Origin of the sequence: Nocardia cyriacigeorgica GUH-2, assembly GCF_000284035.1 — a bacterium.
Classification (GTDB): Bacteria; Actinomycetota; Actinomycetes; order Mycobacteriales; family Mycobacteriaceae; genus Nocardia; species Nocardia cyriacigeorgica_B.
Map to the genome: position 1 here is coordinate 5,087,825 of NC_016887.1, position 12,231 is coordinate 5,100,055.

Sequence of the window (12,231 nt, forward strand, 5' to 3'; positions counted from 1 at the left end):
TGTGGGCTGCGCACACAACGAGAGCACGTAAAATTTGAGGCCGTGGGCGATCCTCGAATCCGATGGCGGACCGCGGCGGTGACCGGCGCCGCGACCGTGCTCGCCGGGTCGGGCGCGGGCACCGCATCATGGGCGGCGTACCGGTATCTGATGGCGCAGGCGGGTGTGGCGCGCGGGGTGATCGGCCGCGACACCTCCAAGCCGCCGGAAGCCGACGGCATCTACCTGCCGGGTGCGGTGCGCCCCGAACCATGGCGCCTCGACCGGCACGCCGACCTGCACCTGATGATCTTCGGCGATTCCACCGCGGCCGGCGTCGGCTGCACCGACGCCACCGAAGTCCCCGGTGTGCGGCTGGCCCGCGGCCTGGCCGAAGCCACCGGCCGCAGCATCCGGCTCAGCACCAAAGCCATCTCCGGCGCCACCTCCAAGGGCCTGTCCGGCCAGGTCGACGCCATGTTCGTGGCCGGGCCGCCGCCGGACGCCGCGGTCATCCTGATCGGCGGCAACGACATCACCAAGAAGCATTCGGTGGGCCGCTCGGCCGGGCGGCTCAAGCGCGCGGTGGCGCGGCTGAGCGAGGCGGGCAGCGTGGTGGTGGTCGGCACCTGCCCGGATCTGGGCACCGTCGCCGCCATCCCGCAGCCGCTGCGCAGCGTCGTGCACACCTGGAGTCTGCGGCTGGCCCGCGCCCAGACCGCCGTCACGCTGACTGCGGGCGGCCATCCGGTGTCGATGGGCGATCTGCTCAGCAAGGACTTCCACGCCGCCCCGGAGCAGATGTTCTCCGCCGACGGCTTCCATCCCTCGGCCGCCGGATACGCCCTCGCGGCCGAGCATTTACTGCCGGTTCTGCTCAGTGCTCTCAGTGAGCGGGATCTGGCCGTACCGGGTGTTTCCCCCTCGACGGGCGCGACGTAGATTCGAAGTGATCCGTACCCGCGAGTACCGCACGGACCAGGTCGGCGACCACCGTGCGCACTCCGAGACATAAGGAGTCCTCATGCCTGAGGCCGTCATCGTTTCGTACGCCCGCTCCCCCATCGGCCGCGCAGGCAAGGGTTCTCTGGTGAGCATGCGGCCGGACGACCTCGCCACCCAGATGGTCCGCGCCGCCCTCGACAAGGTCCCCGCGCTCGACCCGGCCCAGATCGACGATCTGATGCTCGGCTGCGGCCAGCCCGGCGGCGAGGCCGGCTTCAACATGGCCAAGGTGGTGGCCACCCAGCTCGGCTACGACTTCCTGCCCGGCGTGACCCTCAACCGGTACTGTTCGTCGTCGCTGCAGACCACCCGCATGGCGCTGCACGCCATCAAGGCCGGTGAGGGCGATGTGTTCATCTCCGCCGGTGTGGAGACCGTCTCGCGCTTCCCGAAGGGCACCTCCGACGGCTGGCCCGACACCCACAACGAGAAGTTCGCCGAGGCCGAGGCGCGCACCGTCAAGCGCGCCGAGGGCGGCTCCGACGGCTGGGCCGACCCGCGCGAGAGCGGCGAGCTGCCCGACGTCTACATCGCGATGGGCCAGACCGCCGAGAACGTCGCCCAGTACACCGGCATCTCGCGCGAGGACCAGGACCACTGGGGCGTGCGTTCGCAGAACCGCGCCGAGGAGGCCATCAAGGCCGGCTTCTTCGAGCGGGAGATCACTCCGGTCACCCTGCCCGACGGCACCGTGGTCTCCACCGACGACGGCCCCCGCCCCGGCACCACCTACGAGAAGATCTCGCAGCTCAAGCCGGTCTTCCGCCCCGACGGCACCGTCACCGCCGGTAACGCCTGCCCGCTCAACGACGGCGCCGCCGCCCTGGTGATCATGAGCGACACCAAGGCCAAGGAGCTGGGCCTGACCCCGCTGGCCCGCATCGTCTCCACCGGTGTGTCCGGTCTGTCGCCGGAGATCATGGGCCTCGGCCCGATCGAGGCCGTCCGCAAGGCGCTGAAGATCGCCGGCAAGACCATCGACGACATCGACCTCTACGAGATCAACGAGGCCTTCGCGGTGCAGGTGCTCGGCTCGGCCCGCGAGCTGAACATGGACCTGGACCGGCTCAACGTCTCCGGCGGCGCCATCGCCCTCGGCCACCCGTTCGGCATGACCGGCGCCCGCATCACCGCGACGCTGATCAACAACCTCCAGACCCACGACAAGCAGTTCGGCCTGGAGACCATGTGCGTCGGCGGCGGCCAAGGCATGGCCATGATCATCGAGCGCCTCAGCTGATCCGCCTCCCCGCGATTTTTGGCCAGGGTCAGGAGCCCCGGTTGTCGCGTTGGCGGCCGGCGGTGAGGGCGGTGGGTGCGTCAGCCCGTACCCGGTGAGTTACCCGGATCTTGCGAGATCAGTAGAGCGGTCCCGAATCTTGTGGTTCGGGACCGCTCTCATGTTATGGCGACGTTTCGCCCTGTTACACGCCGAAGGGGCGGCCGCTCTGTTGCGGCCGCCCCTTCGGGTCGTCGTCTGCGCGGTCGGGCCGCGCGGGCGCTAATCGTTCTGGAAGTAGCTCAGCAGGCGCAGGATCTCGACGTAGAGCCAGACCAGGGTGACGGTGAGGCCGAGGGCGACGCCCCAGGCGGCCTTCTCCGGCGCCTGGGCGCGGATCAGCTGGTCGGCGGCGTCGAAGTCGAGCAGGAAGCTGAACGCGGCGATCGCGATGCAGACCAGGCTGAAGATGATGGCGATCGGGCCGCCGTCACGCAGGCCGAAGCCGCCGTCGGTGAAGAAGCTCGCGATCAGGTTGCCAACGATCAGCACCAGCACACCGATCATCGCGCCGACGATCATGCGGGTGAACCGCGGGGTGACGCGGATGGCGCCGGTCTTGTAGACGACCAGCATGCCCGCGAACACACCGAAGGTGCCCAGCACCGCCTGGCCGATCAGCGCCGAACCGCCCGCACCGCCGAACTCGACGCCGGTGAACATCAGCGACAGCGCACCGAGGAACAAACCCTCGGCGACCGCGTAACCGAGCACGATGGCGGGGTTGTCCATCTTGCGGCCGAAGCTGGCGACCAGCACCAGCACCAGGCCGACCAGGCCACCGACGATCACGAACAGCGGCGCCAGGCCGTTGTTGGCGCTGCTGAGGATGTAGGAGATCAGGGCCGAGACCGCCAGCACACCCAGCGTGATGCCCGTTTTGGTCACCACGTCGTCGATGGTCATCGACCGGGTGGCGGGGGCCTGCTGGTAGGGCTGGTACTGCGGGGGCTGGCCGTACTGGTTGCCGAACTGCTGGCCCAGCTGCCCCGCACCGGCCACGCCCGAACCGAAGTTGGCGTAGCCGCCGCCTTCCTGTTTCGGCAAATTCTTGAATACCGGATTGCTTGTGGCGCGCACCGTTTATCCCTTTCTGGAGTCGTGGCCCACGTCGATGCGTGGCCGCCGGAATCGAGCTACCGCCCGATTTCCAACTTGTTGTGTCCAACGTTCAGCGCCGGCGTCGAGTTCCCGGCCGGGACTCGGCGTTGCGGCAAAGACCGACAAATCGGACTCTACCGTTCCTTGGCATCGTGCAGGCCACACACCGACCTGGTGACGGTGAATTTGCGGTTGCGCCCGATGACGTCGGTGCGCCCGACCATTCGTTCCACCACGCCCCGGTAATTGAGATGGGAGTTGTAGACGGTCCACAGCTCGCCGCCGGGCCGCAATACTCGTCCGGTCTGGGCGAACATCTTGATCGCCGACCCGGTGTGCACGGCCGCACCCACATGGAAAGGCGGGTTGCACAGCACCAGGTCGGCGCTGTTGTCCGGTGCGGTCGACATCGCGTCGTCGCGCACCACCGTCACCCGGTCGGCGACCTGATTGGCGGCGACCGTGGCCACCGCCGACGCCACCGCGGCAGCGGATTGGTCGGTGCCGACCACTTCCAGCCGCGGCCTGGCCTTGGCGAGCGCGACGGCCAGGATCCCGGTGCCGCAGCCGAGGTCGATGGCATTGCGGGCGTCGGGCTTCATCGTCTTCATGTGCTGGAGCAGGAATCGAGTGCCCATATCGAGGCGGGCGCCGGAGAACGCGGCGCCGTGCGCGACGACGTCGATATCGAGTTCATCGATGTGCTCGCGCACCGGAAACGGCGGCTCACCCACCTGCTTCGGACCGCTGACCAGCAGCATCCGCGATTTCTGCCGGCCGCGGCTGGCGCGCACATCGGTGAAGGATTCGCCGAGCACTTCGTTCATCGTGGTGGTGAGGTATTTGTCGCGACCGCCGGCGAAGACCTTGACGTCGGGTTCGGCGAATCGGGCGATGGCGTCGGCGATCTCGCTCAGCCCGGCCAGCACCCTGGGCAGGCGCAGCAGGACCACCCGCACACCTTTGAGCAGTTCGGCGCCGAGGGCGTGGGCGGTGTAGCGGTCGGCGAGGCCGAGGGTGCGGGCATTGGCGGCGAGGGCGAGTTCGCCCGTGAGCAGATCCTGGTGCACGCGCAGTCCGCGCAGGTCGTGTGCCACGGCCGCGCCGAGGGTGAGGGCGCCGTAGTTGTCGCCGATAACGGCAACTTCCCCGCTATCGGCGGCCGCGAGCGCGTCCCCCGCGACATCGAGAATCAAACGGTCAGCGGCATCGACGGCATACAGATTCGGCGCCTCCACATCTGGATACCGGCGCAGCCGCCCCAGCAGATCCTCCACATTCAGCACCCGTCAAGTGTGCTAGATCGTTGCCCGGCAAGCACATCTGCCCCGATCCGGACGGTGCCGGCAGCCGAACACCCCGGCCGAATACGCCGTGCGAGCGGGCGATGGTGGGTAACATTTGCCACATGCGTAACAAGCTGGTGGTCGGCCTGGTTGCCGTCGGCGTCGTCGGATTCGCGGCGGGCTGCGGTGACAGCGACCCGACCCCCGCCACCGTTGTCGACGCGCCCGCCACCTCGCCCGAGACGAGCACCACCATGGCCGCACCCCCTTCCGCCCCGGCCGATGCCGCGCCCAAACGCGCCCAGGCCTCCGGCGACGCCGCACTGACCGTCACCGACATCAGCGTCGGTCATCACGAGGGATTCGATCGGGTCGTCTACGAGCTCGGCGGCACCGGCACGCCGGGCTGGGAGGTCGAATACGTCGACCAGGCCGTGCAGGACGGCAGCGGCAATGCCATCGACGTCGCGGGACAGGCCGTGCTGGAAGTGCGGATCACCGGCTCGGTCTACCCGTTCGACAGCGGCGTGGAGCCGTACTCGGGCCCCGACCCGGTGGTCGACCCGTCCACGCCCGCCATCGCGGGGGTGTACCGGACCATCGTCTTCGAGGGCGTCACCCAGTCGTTCGTCGGCGTCAACGGCGAGCGCCCCGCGTTCTCGGTGAGCGCGCTGAGCGGCCCGACCCGGCTCGTCATCGATATCGCCACCTCTTAGCCGCGATATCGGTTCGTCAACTTTCCTGTCCGGCTTCGCCATAGGCGTTAACGACCCAGTACGGTCAGGAGAACTTACGGTCAGATGCCGGCAATGTCTGTCTCCGCGAAGACACGGGGCGGCCGGGCATCCGCGAGGGGAGAAAGACCGATGCGACGCTACGAACGCATGAGCCTGGCCGCCGCGTCGGTGGCGCTGGCGGGTGGACTCGTTCTGGTGAGCGCGTGTTCGAACAGCGTGTCCGGCACCGCCCAGGTCAACCAGAGCGACCTGGCCACCTACACCTCCATGGCGGCGGCATCCTCGTCGGCGGCCGCCAAGTCCGCGGCGACCGCCGCCTGCGATGCGTTCAGCGACGCCAACGGCACCGCGGTCCGCAAATTCAATGCCTACATCGACGCCAGCAACAACGACGCCCCCGACACCGCGGCAAAGGCGGCCGACGCCGAGACCGCGCTTCGCGACGGGGCCAACGACGTCGACCGCAAGCTGGTCAAGAACGTCCCGTCCGGTGTCGCGCAGGCGTTGCGGGACTGGCGCGACGACAGCAAGAAGCTGGCCGACATGCTGAAGACGAACGCGCCGACCGACATCATGAACGACCACATCGACGTGTTCAACACCACCAAGGACGCCGCCGTCGACGCCTGCGACAGCTACGAGTAAGTACCTGGCGGGGGTATCGCTACCTGCGCTCTCTAGAATGGTGGGGTGACCGACCAGCATCCGACTTCGCGCCAGCCGGGGTTAGCCCGGCTGCTCGCGCTCGTCGTGCTGCTGGGCGGGATCGTCGGCATGCACGTCGGTGTGTTCGATCTCGGGAACGCGTGGGGTGGGGCGCACCACGGGGTGGATGCGGGTTCGGATCATTCGCACGGTGCGGGTCCTGTCGGGCCGGTCGGCGCAGTTCCCGCAGCCGCTCACGCCGGCGTCAACGTTGCGCATCCGGTCGCCTCCGCCTCGCACCCGGCCGCCGCCGCCTCGCATGCAGACGCCGCTGCCTGGCGCATCGACGCCACCCCCGCGCACGCAGAAGCGGCCGCTGCCGAGTTGGTCGTGACCGCTCCTGCGCCGCAGGACTTCCCAGCAGCCCGATCCGAAAACTCCGCGCACAGCGCGCAACCCGTTGCCGATTTCGGCCTTGTAGCGCGCGCTGATTCGTTCGATCAGTACGGAACCGAACCACTCCCACACGCTGATCAGTTCGAATCCGAAATGCTCGCGCAGGCAGGCCAGGCCGGAACCGGACCACCGACGCCTGCCCAACACTTCGAATCAGCCCTGCTCGCGGGCACATTCGCCGCTCCGCTACTGTCGTTCGACGCCCTCGGCGACCACGAGCAGGACTGCGGTGACTGTGGCGCGCACGGCGGCATACACGCCTGCGTGTTCATCCTGTCGATGCTCGGTCTCGCGATCGGGCTGGTGTTGTTGTTCCGGTTGGCATTTCAGCCTCTGAGCGGCCAGGAAACGCCCGGCGGTCGCCGCCCGGCTCGACGAGAGCGTCCACCGCCATGGACGATGCCAACGCTGTCGGAATTGTCGATTCTGCGGATCTGATGGGCCTTCGCGCCCTGGTCACCGGGCCAGGGGCGCGATTCGGCCTGCCCGTAAACCTTCGCAATTTCCCAGGAGCACAGACATGTTCATCACCCGTACCCGAATGCTGGTCGCCGCCATCGCCGCGGCCGCGCTCACCGTCGCCGGCTGTGGCGACGACTCCACCGGCACCACCGAAACGACCACCAGCGCGGCGGCCACCACCACCGCGAGTACCCGCACCGATTTCAACGCCGCCGACGTCACCTTCCTGCAGATGATGTACCCGCATCACGCGCAGGCCGTCGACATGGCGAAGATGGTGCCGAGCCGGACCCAGAATCCGCAGCTGCTGGCGCTGGCCGCGGAGGTCGAGGCCGCGCAGGCGCCGGAAATGCAGCAGTTCACCACGCTGCTGGAGAGCTTCGGCAAGCCCGCCCCGACCGCCGGCGAGCACGGTGGACACGGCGGCCACGACATGCCCGGGATGATGACGCCCGAGCAGATGACGGCGCTGGAGAACGCCACGGGCCCGGAGTTCGACCGGATGTGGATGCAGATGATGATCGAGCACCATCTCGGCGCCATCGACATGGCGAACACGGTGCTGGCCGAGGGCGTCAATCCCGATACCAAGGCGCTGGCTAACGGCATCATCGCCGCCCAGCAGGCCGAGATCGATCAGATGCGGCAGATGCTCGGCCAGAACTGACGCGGAGGCCTACGGTGGCGGGTTCGGTACCGCCCGTCACCGTCCTCGGCGGGCAATGATCGAACCCGGCTACGGCGTCTGGAAGGCGCCGAACCCAGGGACGATGTTGCCGCTGGTGGCGAAGACGGTGGCGGTGACCAGGCCGGTGCCGGTGGTGACGATCACCGGCTTCGGCTTGCCCGTCGAGTTGCTCGTGGTGGGTAGTTCGATGGTGCCGTTCGCGCCGGTGTTCCAATTGCGCCAGTTCACCTGGACGGTCGGCGAGAACGGGATGATCGAGAAGATCGGGTCGTCCACCGAGAGGGCGGTTTCCCCAGGCGTCCCGGTCGGCGTCGCCGCCACATGCACCACGCCGACCGACGGCGACAGATCGTAGGAGTAGTTGAACACCACCGGCACCGGGAAGACGGTGGTCGGCTGCGCGACCGCGGGGCCGGAGCCGCCGATCACGAAACCGAGGGCCAGCGCGATGGCGGCCAGGGCGCCGGCGACGGATCGGACCACGATGTGCACCACTGTCCTCCTACCTCGCGCGGGAATCGGCCATTCGTCCCGAGTATTGCCCGCGCGCCGGCAAAATGTGCTGGTTTTTGATCACCGGTGCGTCTCGATAAGAATTCGACCCGATCTGTGCTCGACACGCGCGGTGGCGCGATCGAGACAGTTGCGAATACGGCATATCGGGCGTCTACTGGAAGTGACGGCAGGTCCACCAACCGGCCTCGAGCCGTCATCGCTACACCTGATCGGATCCACCATGATCATTCTCGGAGCTGTACTCTTCATTGCCGGACTGATTTTCGATATTTCCGTGCTCACCACGATAGGAATCGTCGTCCTGATCATCGGCGCCGTGCTGTTCCTCCTGGGCAGTGTCGGGCGCCCCGTCGCAGGCAGGCGTCACTACTACTGATTCCACGCCCTGTAGACGAGTAAGAGGAGGGCGGACATGCGACGCGTGGTGATGATCATTGCGGTCGTCTGGTTGCTCATCGGCGCCATCGCAGCCGTTCAACGCGGCTATTTCACCGAACGAGAGCAGAATTGCGCGAGCCTCGGCACCGTCGCGGTGACGGTCATCGCGGGCCCGCTGAACTATGCGGGCGTCAACCCCAAGGTCAACGATTGCAAGCTCCCGCAACCGAGCCCGTGATCAGACCCGCCGATCAGCCTCACGGCTGATCCGCGCCCGCGGTAGATCGTCCGGGCGGCCGATGTGGACGATGCCGGGCCGGCTCTAGCGTTGGCCCATGACCCAGACGGCGCAGTCGACGGCGGCCCGGCGCATCGGCGACGTGGATATGCTGCGCGGTTTCGCGCTGTTCGGAATCCTGGTCACCAATGCGGCAGTGCTGACCATGCTGCTGTCGTTCACCGGACCGAATTCCGATCCCGCGCCGATCTACGACGGCACCTGGGACCGGCTCGCCTACGGAATCATCTACGGATTCTTCCTCGGCAAGTTCTACCTGCTGTTCGCTTTTCTGTTCGGGTATTCGTTCACGCTGCAAATCGCGGCCGCCGAACGCGCCGGGGTCGCGCCCGTCCCGCGGTTGCTGCGCCGGTTCGCGGCGCTGCTGCTGATCGGCCTGGCGCATGTGTGCCTGTTGTGGATCGGCGACATCCTCACCCTGTACGCGGTGCTGTGCGCGATTCTGGTGCTGCTGCGCAAGATTCGGCCGCGCGCCGCGCTGATCGCCGGTGTGACGATGTACGTCCTGTTCGCCGCGCTCGCGTTCGCGCCGGGCAGCAACGGCGGGGTCGGCAAGCTCGGCGAGATCTTCGACCTGGAAGCGATTCGCACCGGATTCCTGGGTTCCCCGGCCGACGTCTTCACCACCCAGCTCACGACCGGGCCGGTCTACGCGCTGTTCACCCTCGTCGGTCAGGGGACTACCAGCATGGGCATGTTCCTGATCGGCATGGCGGCGGGCAAGGTGCGACTGTTCGAGGACGCCGAACGGTTGCGTCGCTGGACGCCGCGAGCGTTGCTGATCGGCGTCGTCGTCGCGCTGCCCGTCTCGGTCGCGACGGTGGTGCTGCACACCCTGCACGGCGAGGTGCCGAGCTACCTGTTCGGACTTCAGGAGCTACTCAACCCGGTGATGACCGTGCTGTACATGGCGGCGATCGTCTGGCTGGCGCACTCGAGCCGTGCGGCCTCGGTGCGCCGATTAGCACCCGCCGGACGCATGGCGGCGAGCAATTACATCGGCCAATCGGTGGTGATGGCCGTGATCTTCACCGGGTACGGATTCGCACTCGGCGACCGCATCCCGCCGTTCGCCGTCCTCGCGATCGCCGTCGTCACCTATCTGGCTCAACTATGGGTGAGCGAGCGATGGTTGCGCGGGCATACCTACGGCCCGGTGGAATGGCTGCTGCGCGCCGCGACCTACCGGCAGTGGCCGGCGTGGCGCCGAACCGAGAGCGTCAGTACCGCGGATGCTGCCACGCGCGCTTAGCGCCCACCGACGTCGACGCGGCCAGCGCCACCCACACAGCGGTGGTGGCGGCCACCAGCACCGCGGACCGATCGTTGATGATCTGCAAGAAGATCGACGCCGCGAGGATGCCCAGCGCGAGCACGGACAGCACGATGCCGACGCGAGTTATCGGTGCCATACCGACCATTGTCCAACTTCCGTTCACCCCATTGCACCCGTTGGTGGTAAACCGCACACCCGCTCGTCCGAATTAGAACGTGTTCTATATTCGAGGGGACTGTTCCGGCGATCCCTCGGGAGTTCACGCGATGTACCAGTGGTCCGACGAAGACCTGATGTTCCGCGACGCGGTGCGCGGCTTCATCGACAAGGAGCTCAAACCCCACGTCGACCAGCTGGAAAGCGGCGCGATGCCGCCCTACGACATCATCCGCAAGCTGTATGCCACCTTCGGGCTGGACGAGATGGCGCGGGAAGGATTGGCGAAAGCCCTGGCCCGCGAGGAGGCCGGCACCACGGGTAAGCCGGGCGGCGGGTTCAGCGGCGCGGGCAGCATGGGCGTCATCCTCAACAGCGAGCTGGCCGGGGTCAGCCTCGGCCTGGTGGCCTCGATGGGGGTGAGCCTGGGCCTGGCCGTCGGCACCATCCGCAGCCGCGGCACCCTCGCCCAGAAGAAGCGCTGGCTGCCGGAACTGGTGACCATGGAGAAGGTCGGCGCGTGGGCCATCACCGAACCGGATTCGGGCTCGGATGCCTTCGGCGGCATGAAGTCCTACGTACGCCGCGACGGGGAGGATTACATCCTCAACGGGCAAAAGACCTTCATCACCAACGGCCCATACGCCGACGTCACGGTTGTCTACGCCAAGCTCGATGAGCAGGACGGCACCGACCGCCGCGACCGCAAGGTGCTGACCTTCGTGCTCGACAAGGGCATGCCCGGCTTCACCCAGAGCCCGCCGTTCAAGAAGATGGGCATGAACTCCTCCCCCACCGGCGAACTGTTCTTCGACAACGTCCGCCTCACCCCCGACCGCCTGCTCGGCGAAACCGAGAACCCCGCCAAGGGCGACGGCAAGGACAGCGCCAAGGAATCCTTCGCCGCCGAACGCATCGGCATCGCCTCACTGGCCCTCGGCATCATCAACGAATGCCACCGGCTCTGCGTCGAATACGCGAAGTCGCGCAAGCTCTGGGGCAAGGAAATCGCCCAATTCCAGCTCATCCAGCTCAAACTCGCCGAAATGGAAATCGCCCGCATCAACGTGCAGAACATGGTGTTCAACGCCATCGAACGCACCGCCGCCGGCGAAAAGGTCTCCCTCGCCGAAGCCTCGGCCATGAAGCTCTACTCCTCCCGCGCCGCCACCGAGGTAGCCATGGAAGCCGTGCAACTGTTCGGCGGCAACGGCTACATGGCCGAATACAAGGTCGAACAACTTGCCCGCGACGCGAAGTCACTGATGATCTACGCAGGCAGCAACGAGATCCAGGTAACGCATATCGCCAAGGGGTTGGTGGGCGGATAGTTCGCCCGGTCGGCGCTGCTCCGGCTCCCGGCTCCCGGCTCCCGGCTCCCGGCTCCCGGAGCGGCGCCTATCAACCCTCGTCGGCGACGCCCTACTTCAAGGTCACTGACCTCATCGACCGTTGCGCTCCCGGTGCTTACACCCCGGCCAGCAGCACGGCCGGCGCTGCCCCTCCTCCAATTCCTCCTGCGTCCGTCGAATACGACGCTCCCGAGTCTGCGGCTGCACCGCGTCCTCGACCCAGCAGATGAATTCGTTGCGAGCCAGTGGCGTGATGTCACGCCACGCCGCCAGAGCGACGGAATTGCCGGCCAACGCCGCACGCAGATCGTCTGGCAATTCGTGCACCACACCGCCAGGTACCCGCTGATCGGTCATGAACCCACTGTAGGTCGTGGGCTCACGGTGGCTGAAGAAGCGACACCGGTCCCGGCGCCGCTGCGGACTCATTGCGGACCGTTGGCGGGGCGGGGACCCGCCCGGCCCTCAACGATCCGGCTCCGCAGGCCGTCTACCCGCACCGACACTGGTGCCCCCAGTGGGACTCGAACCCACACTTTGCGGATTTTAAGTCCGCTGCCTCTGCCAATTGGGCTATAGGGGCGTCGGCTCACCCTACCGACTCGTACGGGTGTACC

At 67.3% G+C, this 12,231-nt stretch carries 16 protein-coding genes and 1 tRNA gene; 10 read left to right on the plus strand and 7 right to left on the minus strand.

The genetic code is table 11. From position 1 onward, the window contains the following. Window positions 1-42: 42 nt before the first annotated feature. Both NOCYR_RS23090 and NOCYR_RS23095 read left to right on the plus strand, forming a co-directional pair. On the plus strand, window positions 43-921 hold the full coding sequence (locus tag NOCYR_RS23090) for an SGNH/GDSL hydrolase family protein (RefSeq protein ID WP_048833632.1): 879 nt from the start codon (window positions 43-45) through the stop codon (window positions 919-921). A gap of 82 nt (window positions 922-1,003) precedes the next feature. Beyond that, window positions 1,004-2,224, plus strand: coding sequence for an acetyl-CoA C-acetyltransferase (locus NOCYR_RS23095; protein WP_014352833.1), 1,221 nt, complete (start codon window positions 1,004-1,006; stop codon window positions 2,222-2,224). Window positions 2,225-2,485: 261 nt separating this feature from the next. On the opposite strand, the gene NOCYR_RS23100 is transcribed toward NOCYR_RS23095, so the two are convergent. Both NOCYR_RS23100 and NOCYR_RS23105 read right to left on the minus strand, forming a co-directional pair. After that, on the minus strand, window positions 2,486-3,343 hold the full coding sequence (locus NOCYR_RS23100; protein WP_014352834.1) for a Bax inhibitor-1/YccA family membrane protein: 858 nt from the start codon (window positions 3,341-3,343) through the stop codon (window positions 2,486-2,488). Window positions 3,344-3,498: 155 nt separating this feature from the next. Then, window positions 3,499-4,650: a class I SAM-dependent methyltransferase gene (locus NOCYR_RS23105; protein ID WP_048833633.1), complete on the minus strand. Its 1,152-nt coding sequence runs from the start codon at window positions 4,648-4,650 to the stop codon at window positions 3,499-3,501. A gap of 122 nt (window positions 4,651-4,772) precedes the next feature. Between NOCYR_RS23105 and NOCYR_RS23110 the strand changes: the two genes are divergently transcribed. Continuing rightward, window positions 4,773-5,366 carry an AMIN-like domain-containing (lipo)protein gene (locus NOCYR_RS23110; RefSeq protein ID WP_014352836.1) on the plus strand — a complete coding sequence of 198 codons (594 nt, stop codon included), beginning with the start codon at window positions 4,773-4,775 and terminating at the stop codon, window positions 5,364-5,366. Window positions 5,367-5,516: 150 nt separating this feature from the next. Then, window positions 5,517-6,032, plus strand: a complete 516-nt coding sequence (locus NOCYR_RS23115) for a hypothetical protein (RefSeq protein WP_014352837.1) — start codon at window positions 5,517-5,519, stop codon at window positions 6,030-6,032. An 81-nt stretch (window positions 6,033-6,113) separates the two neighbouring features. Here NOCYR_RS23115 and NOCYR_RS23120 read toward each other — a convergent pair whose 3' ends face one another. Continuing rightward, the gene (locus tag NOCYR_RS23120; protein WP_148280736.1) at window positions 6,114-6,560 is read right to left on the minus strand and encodes a hypothetical protein; all 447 of its coding nucleotides are present in this window, start codon (window positions 6,558-6,560) and stop codon (window positions 6,114-6,116) included. Window positions 6,561-6,752: 192 nt separating this feature from the next. On the opposite strand from NOCYR_RS23120, the gene NOCYR_RS29815 reads away from it, so the two are divergent. Continuing rightward, the gene (locus tag NOCYR_RS29815) at window positions 6,753-6,926 is read left to right on the plus strand and encodes a hypothetical protein (RefSeq protein ID WP_158430200.1); all 174 of its coding nucleotides are present in this window, start codon (window positions 6,753-6,755) and stop codon (window positions 6,924-6,926) included. Window positions 6,927-7,008: 82 nt separating this feature from the next. Beyond that, window positions 7,009-7,617, plus strand: coding sequence for a DUF305 domain-containing protein (locus NOCYR_RS23125; RefSeq protein ID WP_014352839.1), 609 nt, complete (start codon window positions 7,009-7,011; stop codon window positions 7,615-7,617). Window positions 7,618-7,686: 69 nt separating this feature from the next. Here the strand turns inward: NOCYR_RS23125 and NOCYR_RS23130 are convergent, their stop codons facing one another. After that, window positions 7,687-8,130 carry a hypothetical protein gene (locus tag NOCYR_RS23130; RefSeq protein WP_148280737.1) on the minus strand — a complete coding sequence of 148 codons (444 nt, stop codon included), beginning with the start codon at window positions 8,128-8,130 and terminating at the stop codon, window positions 7,687-7,689. 244 nt (window positions 8,131-8,374) lie between these two features. On the opposite strand from NOCYR_RS23130, the gene NOCYR_RS29990 reads away from it, so the two are divergent. The 3 genes from NOCYR_RS29990 (at window position 8,375) to NOCYR_RS23140 (ending at window position 10,082) form a co-directional block, all read left to right on the plus strand. Then, window positions 8,375-8,530, plus strand: coding sequence for a DUF6131 family protein (locus NOCYR_RS29990; protein ID WP_014352841.1), 156 nt, complete (start codon window positions 8,375-8,377; stop codon window positions 8,528-8,530). Window positions 8,531-8,566: 36 nt separating this feature from the next. Next, window positions 8,567-8,770: a hypothetical protein gene (locus tag NOCYR_RS23135; RefSeq protein ID WP_014352842.1), complete on the plus strand. Its 204-nt coding sequence runs from the start codon at window positions 8,567-8,569 to the stop codon at window positions 8,768-8,770. Between the two features lie 97 nt (window positions 8,771-8,867). After that, the gene (locus tag NOCYR_RS23140; RefSeq protein ID WP_014352843.1) at window positions 8,868-10,082 is read left to right on the plus strand and encodes a DUF418 domain-containing protein; all 1,215 of its coding nucleotides are present in this window, start codon (window positions 8,868-8,870) and stop codon (window positions 10,080-10,082) included. Here the strand turns inward: NOCYR_RS23140 and NOCYR_RS29435 are convergent. Then, the gene (locus NOCYR_RS29435; protein WP_148280738.1) at window positions 10,051-10,242 is read right to left on the minus strand and encodes a hypothetical protein; all 192 of its coding nucleotides are present in this window, start codon (window positions 10,240-10,242) and stop codon (window positions 10,051-10,053) included. The two genes, NOCYR_RS23140 and NOCYR_RS29435, sit on opposite strands and share 32 nt — an antisense overlap. Window positions 10,243-10,372: 130 nt before the next feature. Between NOCYR_RS29435 and NOCYR_RS23145 the strand changes: the two genes are divergently transcribed. Continuing rightward, window positions 10,373-11,593, plus strand: coding sequence for an acyl-CoA dehydrogenase family protein (locus tag NOCYR_RS23145; RefSeq protein ID WP_014352845.1), 1,221 nt, complete (start codon window positions 10,373-10,375; stop codon window positions 11,591-11,593). 111 nt (window positions 11,594-11,704) lie between these two features. Here NOCYR_RS23145 and NOCYR_RS28670 read toward each other — a convergent pair whose 3' ends face one another. Beyond that, on the minus strand, window positions 11,705-11,971 hold the full coding sequence (locus NOCYR_RS28670) for a YdeI/OmpD-associated family protein (RefSeq protein ID WP_081505622.1): 267 nt from the start codon (window positions 11,969-11,971) through the stop codon (window positions 11,705-11,707). Between the two features lie 149 nt (window positions 11,972-12,120). Continuing rightward, window positions 12,121-12,197 (minus strand) — tRNA-Leu (locus tag NOCYR_RS23150). Window positions 12,198-12,231 lie beyond the last annotated feature (34 nt).

Coding starts and splice junctions, on each gene's coding strand:
- NOCYR_RS23145 (WP_014352845.1), top strand. CDS start 10,373: ATGTACCAGTGGTCCGACGAAGACCTGATGTTCCGCGACGCGGTGCGC.
- NOCYR_RS23140 (WP_014352843.1), top strand. CDS start 8,868: ATGACCCAGACGGCGCAGTCGACGGCGGCCCGGCGCATCGGCGACGTG.
- NOCYR_RS29435 (WP_148280738.1), bottom strand. CDS start 10,242: ATGGCACCGATAACTCGCGTCGGCATCGTGCTGTCCGTGCTCGCGCTG.
- NOCYR_RS23125 (WP_014352839.1), top strand. CDS start 7,009: ATGTTCATCACCCGTACCCGAATGCTGGTCGCCGCCATCGCCGCGGCC.
- NOCYR_RS29990 (WP_014352841.1), top strand. CDS start 8,375: ATGATCATTCTCGGAGCTGTACTCTTCATTGCCGGACTGATTTTCGAT.
- NOCYR_RS23135 (WP_014352842.1), top strand. CDS start 8,567: ATGCGACGCGTGGTGATGATCATTGCGGTCGTCTGGTTGCTCATCGGC.
- NOCYR_RS28670 (WP_081505622.1), bottom strand. CDS start 11,971: ATGACCGATCAGCGGGTACCTGGCGGTGTGGTGCACGAATTGCCAGAC.
- NOCYR_RS23110 (WP_014352836.1), top strand. CDS start 4,773: ATGCGTAACAAGCTGGTGGTCGGCCTGGTTGCCGTCGGCGTCGTCGGA.
- NOCYR_RS23095 (WP_014352833.1), top strand. CDS start 1,004: ATGCCTGAGGCCGTCATCGTTTCGTACGCCCGCTCCCCCATCGGCCGC.
- NOCYR_RS23115 (WP_014352837.1), top strand. CDS start 5,517: ATGCGACGCTACGAACGCATGAGCCTGGCCGCCGCGTCGGTGGCGCTG.